The organism is Algoriphagus sanaruensis (assembly GCF_001593605.1).
GTDB lineage: Bacteria > Bacteroidota > Bacteroidia > Cytophagales > Cyclobacteriaceae > Algoriphagus > Algoriphagus sanaruensis.
This window is the reverse complement of the sequence record NZ_CP012836.1, coordinates 1,886,381-1,898,882: the sequence shown is the minus strand read 5'-3', so window position 1 is coordinate 1,898,882 and position 12,502 is coordinate 1,886,381. Positions and strand designations below refer to the sequence as shown.

Below are 12,502 nucleotides of genomic sequence, written 5' to 3'. Positions count from 1 at the left end.
ATTTAAATAAATAATTCTTGAATAGAAAATATCTTGAAAAGATAAGTTTTGAATAGATTGAATACATATTTTTTCTTTGATTATTTTCCTCGAATTGATTTGATGTAGAAATACAAATAAAAAAGGAAGGCTGATCACCTTCCTTTTAATTTCCAATTCATTCAAAAATCCAAGGGTTTCAAACGTTCCCTTAATTGATCCAATAGAGTGTGCAACTTTTTCGCTCCGTCTTGATTGACAGACTCAAGGGCCTCAATCAAAATTGTCAAATGCTCTAATTGCGCTTTTAAATGTCCCTTGGACCCAACCCGTTCAAAAATTCCGAGAAAAGATTCTTCAACTTCACTTCCAAGATTGGGAGTCTTCCCTTCATCTAAAACTAGTTCAGTTAGGGCTAAATTTGCCAAACCAAAGAAACTCCAAGGATCATTTTGTTGGTCACGTTTTTTCACCTCTTCTTGCTTGCAAGCCAAAATCAAAGACATGATTTCTGCTTCAGCTTTAAATTTGGCTTTTGAATTTCGGAGTGAATGCATTTTTGCCAACTGCACCCAATTAACCAATGGGTAATTATCCTGGTGATGCATCATTTCAGAGGCTTTTTGATAGGATGCCACGGCATCTTTCAAACTTTTATCAAACTGGACTGCTTCATTTTTGAGCAATAGTAGTTTTCGTTTGTAGGCACTTCCTAAAAGACTCATCCGCTCTGCAGTCACTCCAAATTCATTTAAAGACTGAAGCCTTTTAGCTGCTTGATCTATCGTGTCCAAGGTCTTTTTCCGATCTTCCTCCGTCTTGTTTCCTGCTTCATAGACTTCAATTGCATGTTTGCAGGAAATATTACACCACAGCTCCAAAGCCTTGAATGAAAATCCAGCCTTCTCGGTTTGAAATAATTGTTCAAAATAGGGAATAGCCCGATCATAAAGCCCAACCTTTGCAAATAGCACGGCAAAACATTCCGTTATTTTCCCGCTTTGGATTCCATTGACTTTTAGGTCTTTTTCGAGTTTTTCCAAAATTTCCAAAACCCGATCATCTTCCATAGCCTGTGAATCCAGCTGCTGATTGAGGTTGATCAATTCGATTTCGACCTCCTCTTTCACCAAAAATTCTTCGACCTGATGCACTCCATTTTCTCCAGAAGAAAGCTGATAAAAAGGATCTCCGTAACACTGGTAGGCCCCCCAAGTATTGGTATGGGACCGGTACGCATTGAATATTTTTCTTCTGGCATTTCGTACAGCTTCCCCAAACTTTTGACCGCTGAGCATTTCCCGATAAAACTCCTCTGCAAATTCCAATGCAGCCTGATCATCAACTGCCCATCCTGCTACTACCACCGCTTTGACTCCATTTCGAATTAGTTGGGTACCAATATTGGCCGCTAATTTATTTTTTTGATTCCCGGAATTTCCTGATTCTCTCTCGGTCTTACCCAGGTAGCAGCAATTCACAAACACCAATTCAGGGACATTGCTCATCAATGCAATTTCCTGCACGGACAAGAAAGAATTAGGACCGATGACCACTCCTGAGGCATCTGGTGATTTGAGATCAAAAGTGCCATGTGCAGCCAAATGCATGATTTTATATCCTTTTGAAAAGACATCTACCATAATCTCCGAAGGACTTTCTCTGATCGAATGCGTCACCTCAAAGCCACTTTTTTGCAGAAGATCCATGACCAATCGACCTTCCTTCTCAGCTTGAAGTAATTGGGGCATAAACCCGCCCAATTCAGGGTCTCCGATGACCAGAGCTATATTTTCTTGGATTCGGGACGGATTTTTTCGGTAAGATTCGGTCGCCATCTGCCGGACCATTCCTGAGTTAACCGAAAGTGGATTTGCTTCTATATCCTCTTGAAGCATTTCCCAAGGGAAAGAAGCCGTCTCCTCATCCACTACCCAAGAAATATTCGGCTGACGCTTGAGTTCCTCTTTAAAATCAAACGGCACCAACAACTCAAACATCGTCTTAGCGATTTCAGGTCTGGCCTGATTTTTTTCGGTCATTTCCAAAAGCAAGGTGTCCAAATTGGCCGTATTCACTTTCAAAAACTCCTGTTTTTGACTGGCACCTGAGGTTGCCAAAGTCATTTTGATGGGAAAGCGTTTGTCAGTTTGATTTTCTTGACGAGCTACATGTATCCTTGTCCACCAATCTGCCGAAACCTCAAATGGGATTCTTACTTTTCGTCCCGGCTTTTGTTCCAACCCCTTATTTTTCAAACTAAACTTGTACTCAGTGCCGAAATTCTCTCGAAGCAAATTGACCGTTTTCAAAATCGACAAAGCTTTATCCTGATATACTTCGATGATTTCTACCTCTTCGATCACCCGGAGAGTTCCTTTGTAGGATGTTTTGACTTTTTGATTGGCTTGCTGAATCCCCAGCAAGACGGCTCGGATCGAGGTGTCGCTGGAAAGTCCTCCATAAGAATTGGCGATGGCTAAAACTGTAATTCCAACTGGCTCCATCGGAACTCTCTCTTGATCTGATTCTTTCTTGTTTAGGATGGTAAGGTACCGAGCCACACCTTTTTCAACAGTGACAGTCAGTTGAAAAGAAGATAGCTCTCCGGGAGTCCCTAACCCGACAATGATAGCTCCCTTAAATTTCGATGCTGAACCAGAAAGCACTATTTGATTCGTCCCTATTTTGCCTGGATAAAGTCCCAGCGATTTGATTCTGTTCAATTCCCCATTTAGGTGGCGATCGATGACTTTTTCTGTGGTCAAAATAGCGTCCTGTTCGAAATGTCCTGCCAGCACCGGGAACTTGGCAAATTTTAAATCCCCGTGAACCACCGTTACCTGAACAGGAAGATCTTGTGACTGCGGCTTTTCAGCACCTAGGCCAAGGATTACATTTTCGAAATTCTCCTCGCTGAGATCAAACAATTCTTGAACCTTTGGTCGGATTTGTTCGGCAACCCCACCTCTCTTCTTCGGAAGCTGATTGGGAAGACTGCATTTCCCATGACTTAAAATATCTTCAATTGCTCCAAAAAGACTTGTTTGATTGGATAGTCCTCCGTGAGTGACATTTGCATAGTACAATTGATTTCGCTGAACCACCTGAGAAGGAATCCCCGTTGCCCAAGTCACACTTTCATCCCCTTCATTTGTCCCAAAAAATTCCAGCCCCTCCGAATCCGAAATTTTCATGGAAGAAATTGTCACCTTTTCAGGTCTACTCTGGCCTGCGATGTAGTAGACAGAGGAGTAATCAAGGGACTTGAATTTGTCTGAGATCTTTTTTTGATAGGCATCAAATTCAAGCAATAAGGAACGATCTGGAATTGGCCAGTTTGGATCTCCAAAGGCCACTCTCATTTTTTCCCAGGTGGAATAATCTCCAAAATCCACATCATCGGGATTCAGTTTTAAAGGCAATAGATTGAGCAATCCAGGAAGTTGCGAAAACACCTGAAGCAATTCCTTCAGTGAATTTGCGATATCGATTTTAGCCAGAAGCTTGATAATATCATCCTTCCCGAAAAGCACATAAGGAATTCGATACGATCCTCCCAAGGGAGACCCAAGAAATAAGGCCTTGAACTCAGAACGCTGAGACAATGCCAGCCAAGTATCTTCATGTTGCACCATAAAATCCCGGACCAAAACTCCGCCCATACTGTGAGCCAAAAGTTTGATGGGCTGATTGTAGCGCATTAATTCCTGAAGCTTGGAATCCAAAATCCGAGCACTTTCGAGCAGAGAAATCCTCCAATCAAATGGAAACGTAACCACATCGTAAGTCTTGCTCAGGTATTCGGTGAGTTTTCCGTAGGAAGTTTTGACTAAGGAATGAGGCTGAACATGCAGGTTATTCTTAGAGTCGTTTTTAAGGCGGGTCAATTGTCCGGTAAGGAATCTTGCATAATTGATCCAAACCATATCTTCATTGACAGTCAAATTAGAACCCATGATTCCTGGCAAAAGGACAACAATGGGGCGTTTCCCAGAAACCCGATCTTGGAATGTTCTTCCTCCTTCTACACCAAGAGCTCCTCGATCTGTTGATTTTCGGAGCACTTTGGGCACAAATCCCCCACGAGTACCTGCAGTTTTTTCTTGGAGTCCTTGAAAAATTCGTTCCTGAGTAGTGGTGGTAGAAAAATAGACAATGTGATTGATTGTCTTGGAGCTATCGATAAAAATGGAGGTTTTGCCTTCTTTTCGAATGGCACCCCATTTCATACTTTCGGTATCAACGACCAAGTCATTCTCACCTCTAAAAAAGAACTTGCCCAAAAGCACCACCAAGCCACGAAGACTACGGCTATTCTCACTACTGCCTCCTACCACGTGCAGCAAACTGTCTACTTTGATTTCGGATCCTTGGAAATTAAGTACTTTGATAAATGGTGAGGCTGGATTCATCGCCTCAAGTCCCGGAAAAATCTCAGGATTATCCTTGGAGGCGACTGCTTCCATGACCAACTTTTGGAAAAGCTGAAATACCGGATTGAGCTTGGAACCGACCAAAAGACCAAATAAGTTTAGCAGAACATTCAGAAATTGATCCATTCTCCCCGAAGCGAGGGTTGTTCCATTCGCGGGACAGGCCACTCGAACCATATTCCGAACACTTATTTTTTTCTGCTTTAAAACAGATTCAATCGCATCAATTGCCTCGAGGTCTTCGATCCGCTTTTCGATAGCTAAAACTCCGCGTTCGGCCGCATCAAACCCTCTGGAATCTGTCGCAAATCGAGCCAACACATCTCCAACCAATCCTCCTCTGGAGTGGGTCACCACATCCAATTCAATCTCATCCGGGAGTTGCTTTACTAATTCCAACACATTTTGAAGCGGGCTATGGCTCAAAGTCCGATGTTGAAACGCCAGTACGTTTCCCGAACCATACGATTGATAAATTGATTTCCAGGTCAGATTGCCGCTTTTCCCATATAATTCTTGGAAGGAACCTGAGGTAGAACTACCCGTGCCGTGCAAAAAAAGTAATGCTCGACTGCCAATAGGCAAGGATTCTTTTTTGCTCAGCTTGAAATCCTCACTGCAATGAGTCAAAAGTCCTGCCCCTACTTCTTTAAAACTAATTCCATCCGTTTCGAGCTGCTTGTTTTCCAAGTCAATGGCAAGTTTCCGAACTTCTCCTTTGACTGATTTCTTTTTCTTTTTGAAAACAGACAAGAAGTTGATGCTGATTTTTTTGAGACCTCGGTCTGAAGAGGTTTCATCCACCAAATCATCCAAATACAAGACCTCTGCATCTCCGGAACGAAGCGATTGATCAGGGAAAAGCGCCCTCAGGGTAGTATGATCTCCAATCCAAAGAGTATCATCACTCAGACTGAGCTGAATTAAGTCGTCGTCTTCAATGGGATCGGGATTTACTTCAGGAACTTCTCCCCTAGAAGCAGGAAGGAGCTGATAGGTTTGCACCATTTCAAAATCAGAAGAAGCAAAATCAGTCGAGGCAGATGGCACGGGATTACCCCGAAACCGGATTTTTAATTGGGACATAGCTTAGAAAATTTTAGAAAAAACGTAATCCTGTAATCCGAGAAAAGCTGCTCAAAAAAAAAAGCATTAAACTCACTTCAAATAAAAGACAATCAATGGATTAATGAAAAATAAACCATCATTATTTTCAGCCATTTCACATTTTGCCAAATAAATCTTCAGCTAAAACCTGCATTCAATCTGATTGCTTTGGTCTAATTATCAAGTGAGAAATTTTCTCAATTGGAAATGTTCTTATTTTTAGCTTTCCTGAAGGTCCATGAGACAATCAGAATACCAACTGACTTTGGTCAGAAAACCCTGAATTTAAAAAGCTGAAATTCACCCAATTTCATAACTAAAATCAAATCGAAATCTTCGGTTTTCCTTTCCTCTAAAATTTCCAAGCAAAGGAACAATAACCCAATTTATTCACCCTAGAAAACCATACTTCTGATGAAAAAAGGATTTTTAATTTTAACAGTAATGGCAGCATTGGCAAGTGCCTGTAGCCGCCCTCAACCTAAAGAAGCTCTTCCCTATGAGACGCAAGTGGATAGCCTTTTATCCCTGATGACTCTGGAGGAGAAGATCGGTCAAATGAACCAATACAATGGATTTTGGGATGTCACTGGACCTGCACCTTCTGAAGGAGACGCCTCCATGAAATATGAAAATCTCCGAAAAGGACTGGTAGGCTCCATGTTGAACATCACTGGCGTGGAAGAAGTCAGAAAAGTTCAAAAAATTGCCGTGGAAGAATCCAGACTCGGTATTCCATTGATCATTGGTTTCGACATGATTCATGGTATGAAAACCATGAGCCCTATTCCCTTAGCAGAAGCAGCAAGTTGGGACATGGAAGCGATTGAGGCTTCGTCCCGAATTGGGGCCAGAGAAGCCGCTGCTATGGGAGTCAACTGGACCTTTGCACCGATGGTCGATGTCGGAAGAGATGCCAGATGGGGAAGAGTGATGGAAGGATCGGGTGAGGACCCATACCTCACTGCGCTTATTGCAAAAGCTCGAGTCAAGGGCTATCAAGGTGATGATCTAAGCGACCCTCTGACCATTGCTGCTTGTGTCAAGCATTTTGCTGGCTATGGATTTTCAGAAAGTGGCCGAGATTACAATACCGTGGATGTCGGTACCACTACACTTTACAACACCATTTTACCTCCATTCAAAGCTGCTTTGGACGCTGGAGCAAGAACATTTATGAATTCTTTCAATGATTTGAATGGGATTCCAGCCACTGGCAATTCGTTTTTGCAGCGGGAAATCTTAAAAGGCGAATGGGGCTTTACTGGTTTTGTGGTTTCCGATTGGGGATCAATCGGAGAAATGGTTCCCCACCGCTACGCAGCTGATGGCAAAGATGCCGCACTCAAAGCAGCAAAAGCTGGTTCGGACATGGACATGGAATCCTACCTCTACATCAAACATTTGAAGGAATTGGTTGAATCAGGCGAGATCGAGGAATCACTCATCGATGATGCTGTTCGAAGAATATTAAGAGTAAAATTTGAATTGGGACTTTTTGAGGATCCTTATCGCTATTGCAACGAAGAGCTTGAGAAGGAAATCGTGGGACAAGCTGATCATCAAGCGGGTGTTTTGGACATCGCTAAAAAATCAATCGTCTTATTGAAAAATGAAGGAAATCTACTTCCTCTTCAAAAATCAGGATTAAAAGTGGCCGTGATTGGTGCCTTGGCTTCTGATAAAGACAGCCCATTGGGAAGCTGGAGAGGGTTGGCGGAAACGAACTCTGCGGTTTCGGTTTTGGAGGGATTGCAAGCTTATCCCGGAAACACCTATCGCTATGCAAAAGGAGCTGATTTGGTATTGGAACAACCTGTTTTCTTGAAAGAAGTAAAGATCAACTCAAGCGACCGAAGTGGATTTGCAGAAGCTATTCAAGCGGCTCGATCTTCCGATATTGTCTTAGCTGTAATGGGTGAAAATGGTTTCCAATCCGGAGAAGCACGAAGCAGAAGCGAAATTGGACTTCCAGGATTACAACAAGAACTCTTGGAAGAATTGGTTAAGGCCAACAAAAAAATCATTTTGGTAAGTATGAGCGGAAGACCTTTGGACTTGAGTTGGGCGGATCAAAATATCCCGGCAATCGTTCAGTCGTGGCATTTGGGATCACAAAGTGGAAATGCTATCGCTCAGGTGATTTTTGGAGATTACAATCCGTCTGGAAAACTCCCAATGTCTTTCCCTCGAAGTGTGGGTCAACTTCCGATTTATTACAATCAAAAAAGCACTGGACGTCCTAATGATCCTGGTTCTGACATCGTTTTTTGGTCTCACTATGCTGATGTCAAAAATGACGCATTGTATCCATTTGGTCATGGTTTAAGCTACACTGCATTTTCTTATAGTGATTTAAAAACTGAAAAATCAGCTGATGGTGTTGTTGATGTAAATATTACCGTCACCAACTCGGGACCTGTATCCGGTGAAGAAGTAGTCCAGCTTTATCTTAAAGATCACGTAGCCAGCATTACTCGACCTATCAAGGAACTCAAGGGATTCCAAAAAATAAGCTTAAATACGGGTGAGCAAAAAACGCTTCAATTTAAATTAACCGATGCAGAATTGGGATTCTTCGATGGTACTGGAAAATTCATCGTAGAACCAGGCACCTTTACCATCTGGGTGGGAGGAAGTTCTTCTGCAGATATGAGTACAGAATTCACCTTGGATTAAGGATTTCTAGGATGAAGTTTTGGTAAAATTTCTAAACCTTCACCTGAGAATCGAAGCAAATTGGATAGTTTTAAGCACATAACCCTTTAGAATAAATCCTATGTCTAAACTTGTGCTTGGAACTATCCTTTTTCTATTGACCATGCTATCCAGCTTTGCCCAAAACACCTTTCATTCGAATAAAGTGATTGCTCACCGTGGAGCTTGGAAGGCTCAAGGCAATCCTCAAAACTCCCTTGCATCTCTTCGAGAAGCTATTCGACTTGGATGTGAAGGCTCCGAGTTTGACGTTTGGATGACTGCTGATGGAGTTTTGGTGGTCAACCATGACCATGAGTTTATGGGAATGGACATTGAGTCCAGTACTTACGAGCAGCTTCTCAGCCAAAAAATGGCTAATGGAGAGCAGATTCCCACCCTCAAAGAATACCTTACTGAGGGAATGAAGCAAAGAGGAACCAAATTGATCCTAGAGTTCAAACCCTCTCGAGTTAGCGTGGAGCGCTCGGAACAAGTCGGCGAAAAGGCTGTGCAAACTGTTCATGAATTAGGAGCTCAAGAATGGGTCGACTACATCACGTTCAGCTACGAAGGCGGAAAAAAAGCAATTGCAACCGACCCAAAAGCTCGTGTGGCTTATTTGACAGGAGATAAATCACCTGCTCAATTAAAGGAAGACGGGTTCTTTGGATTTGATTACAATATCCGAGTTCTCAAAAACAAACCGGAGTGGATTAAAGAAGCGCATGAACTGGGATTAACAACTAATGCCTGGACGGTGAATCTTTTGGAAGATATGGCTTGGCTTTTGGAGCAACAGGTCAATTTTATCACGACCGATGAGCCAGAGCTTTTATTTACGGTCATCAAGGACCTACGCTAATAAAAAAGGCCTCAATTTTAAAAATTGAGGCCTTTTTTTATTTAGCTGGAAGAATTTGCCCACTGACTTCGCCAAATCCTACGCGAACTCCATCTTTTTCAGCAAACCCTTTCATAATCACGGTATCACCGTCTTCTATAAATTTCCGCTCTTCCCCATCTTCTAGTTGTACGGGCTTGGTTCCTTTCCAACTCAGCTCTAGCATAGACCCAAAGGAATCCTCTGTCGAACCAGAAATAGTCCCCGAGGCCATCATATCCCCAACATTGATATTACATCCGTTGACGGTATGATGAGCAAGCTGCTGGGCTATATTCCAATACATGTATTTAAAATTGGAGGAACAAACCTTGGAAGCCTTCTTGCCTTCGGGTTGAATGTGCACTTCCAAGTTGATATCGAAGCTATGTTCTTGCTCGCATTTTAAATAATCCAAAACCTCTGGATCTTGAGTTGGTCCAGCTACTCGGAAAGGCTCCAAGGCTTCAACAGTAACTACCCAAGGAGAAATGGATGAACCAAAATTTTTCCCTAAAAAGGGGCCCAAAGGCACATATTCCCAAGCCTGAATATCACGAGCAGACCAATCATTAAACAGCACAAATCCGAAAATATATTCTTCTGCTTCCGCAGTACTCACCGAATCCCCGAGCTTGGTGGGCTTTCCAGTGATAAATGCCAATTCCAATTCAAAGTCCAATCGGCGACTTGGACCAAAGACTGGCTTTTCCATATCGGGATCTTTGAACTGCCCTTTCGGCCGATGAATTGGAGTACCCGAAACTACAATCGAAGAGGCACGGCCATGGTATCCTACAGGGAGGTGCTTCCAGTTGGGCAATAAAGCGTTTTCTGGATCTCGAAACATCTTCCCAACATTGGTCGCATGCTCAATGCTTGAATAAAAATCCGTGTAATCACCAATTTTGACCGGAAGGAGCATTTCTGCCTCCTTTCGGTTGACCATGACTTTTCCACGAGCGGAATGATCCCGAAGCTCCTCATTATCTGCCAGTAAAAGCTGCTGAACTCGCTCTCGAATTTTTTTGGTTTGGGTTTTACCCAATGCAATTAATTCATTTAGAGAGTCTTTGAGGAAAATTCCTTCCGGCAAAAACATAGCAGAAAAGAACCCCTCTTGATCGAGCACACTCAAGTCCACGATTTTGTCTCCAATGGCTATACCAATTCTGGGACTAAGCTTTTTATTCTTAAAGACACCAAACGGCAAGTTGTAAATAGTGAAGTCAGAATTCTTTGGAACTTCTACCCAAGTACTCAAGGCAGGCATTGCACTTTCGGTCATGATAAAAACTTTGAAGGGGCAAAGTTAGCCACATCAGCCAAAATGAAAAATTAACATCCGACCATTAACTCTCTTTAAACCTCAACTCTCTTCTAGCCAACCTTTTATAAAAAATCAAAACCAAATTAAATTTTGTACACTAACTTACCTTTATCAATTCCACTCTTTTATGAAATTAATCCTTAAAGTCCTGTTGCTTATCCTCCTATTAGGAGGAAATGCTTCACTTCTGGCACAAGAAAAGCCCATCCTAGTTCAGCTCGATGAGGTAGCGATTATTGACCAAAAAGTCATGATGCCCATGCGGGATGGTACCCGATTAGCCACAGACATCTATCGACCAAAAGGCGACAAAAAGGTTCCTGTAGTCTTTTCTCGCACCCCTTACAATTTCAACACGTATGGAAATGGGGAGATGAATACACGAACTCTCCAAACTGCACTGGATTGGGTCAAAAAAGGCTACGCCTATGTGGTTCAAAATGAGCGTGGACGATTTTTCTCAGAAGGAAATTGGGACATTTTGGGTACGCCTCTCACGGACAGCTATGATGCCTTTGAGTGGATGTCGAAGCAATCCTGGAGCAATGGCAAAATCGGATTACTAGGTTGCTCTTCGACAGCAGAATGGCAAATGGCAGCTGCCTCACTTCAACATCCGGCCTTGGGAGCCATGGTGCCTCAGGGATTTGGAGCTGGAGTGGGCAAGATCGGGGATTTTTATGAGCAAGGAAATTGGTACCGTGGCGGAGCTGGTCAAATGTTATTTACCGCTTGGCTTTACAGTACCCAGCATGACCCAATGGCTCCGAGACTTCAGCCAGGGATTGCGCAAGAAGATTTGCTCCGATTGCAGCGGTTTTACGATATGGCACCAGAATACCCTCGGGTGGATTGGAAAGAAGGGCTTTCACACCTTCCCGTACAGGATATCATCAAAAATGTGAACGGTCCAAGAGGCATTTACGAGGAAATGATTACCCGAAAACCTAATGATCCTCGGTGGTTTCAGGGAGGACTTTACCATGACACCATGCCTTTTGACACGCCAAGCATGTGGTTTGTTTCTTGGTATGACGTCTCTTCTTCGCCTAATATCGCTTTATATAATCATGCCCGTCAAAATGCCATCAGTCAAATGGCTAGAGACAACCAATATCTTGTCATTGCACCTGTTTTGCATTGTTCATACACCCGAGCTACAGAAAATACCATCGTTGGTGAACGAAGTGTAGGTGATGCCCGCTGGAACTACGACGAAGTGATTACAGCTTGGTTTGACCTTTGGCTCAAAGGAAAAGACGAAAGCGGAACAATCGCTAAGCTACCTAAGGTCACCTATTACACCATGGGAATTAACAAATGGCAATCCTCAGAGGTCTGGCCTCCCAAAGATGCGGTGATGACTTCATTCTTCTTGGATTCTCAAGGAAAAGCAAATACCCGAAATGGAGATGGAAAATTGGTAACAAAAGCTCCAAAATCCGAAGCCAAGGACACCTTTACTTACGACCCCATGAATCCTGTCAATTCCTATGGCGGCAATGTATGCTGTACAGGAAACGCGGTGCAGGGTGGTGCCATGGATCAAAGTGAAATGGAACTTCGCGATGATATTTTAGTCTATACTTCGGAGCCACTGGCTGAAGGTGTGGAAGTTTCTGGGTTTATTGAGAGCCTTTTGTATTTGTCTTCAGATGTGCTCGATACTGATGTGACTATCAAGTTGATCGATGTATATCCTGATGGCAAAGCTTACAATCTGGACGAAACGATCCAGCGAGTCCGGTATCGAGAAGGGTATGACAAAGAGGTATTTATGGAAAGTGGAAAAGTCTATGAAATCAAAATGACTCCAATGAGTACCTCCAATTATTTCGAAAAAGGACACCGCATTCGGATTGAAGTAAGTTCTTCAAACTTCCCTCGCTTTGATCGAAACATGAATACTGGAGGCAACAATTACGATGAATCTGAAGGAAAAATCGCTACTAATTCCATCCATCATGGAGGGAAATTCCAAAGCAGAATTATCCTTCCAATGATTAAGAAATAATCCCCCAATTCTCAAATAGCAAGAAGACCGGCAGTGATGTCGGTCTTTTTTAGTGT

Annotated in this window: 5 protein-coding genes; 3 read left to right on the top strand and 2 right to left on the bottom strand. The window is 42.8% G+C overall.

Annotated features, from left to right (window positions below):
- Positions 1-161: 161 nt before the first annotated feature.
- Positions 162-5,501, bottom strand: a complete 5,340-nt coding sequence (locus AO498_RS08405) for a DUF7379 domain-containing protein (RefSeq protein WP_067545959.1) — start codon at positions 5,499-5,501, stop codon at positions 162-164.
- Between the two features lie 435 nt (positions 5,502-5,936).
- Between AO498_RS08405 and bglX the strand changes: the two genes are divergently transcribed.
- Both bglX and AO498_RS08395 read left to right on the top strand, forming a co-directional pair.
- Positions 5,937-8,201: a beta-glucosidase BglX gene (gene bglX / locus AO498_RS08400; protein WP_067545956.1), complete on the top strand. Its 2,265-nt coding sequence runs from the start codon at positions 5,937-5,939 to the stop codon at positions 8,199-8,201.
- A gap of 100 nt (positions 8,202-8,301) precedes the next feature.
- Positions 8,302-9,084: a glycerophosphodiester phosphodiesterase gene (locus AO498_RS08395; RefSeq protein ID WP_067545953.1), complete on the top strand. Its 783-nt coding sequence runs from the start codon at positions 8,302-8,304 to the stop codon at positions 9,082-9,084.
- A gap of 37 nt (positions 9,085-9,121) precedes the next feature.
- Here the strand turns inward: AO498_RS08395 and fahA are convergent, their stop codons facing one another.
- Positions 9,122-10,390: a fumarylacetoacetase gene (gene fahA, locus AO498_RS08390; protein ID WP_192842574.1), complete on the bottom strand. Its 1,269-nt coding sequence runs from the start codon at positions 10,388-10,390 to the stop codon at positions 9,122-9,124.
- 169 nt (positions 10,391-10,559) lie between these two features.
- On the opposite strand from fahA, the gene AO498_RS08385 reads away from it, so the two are divergent.
- A complete protein-coding gene (locus tag AO498_RS08385) occupies positions 10,560-12,446 on the top strand; it encodes a CocE/NonD family hydrolase (RefSeq protein WP_067545950.1) in 1,887 nt (628 codons plus the stop codon).
- Positions 12,447-12,502: the final 56 nt, after the last annotated feature.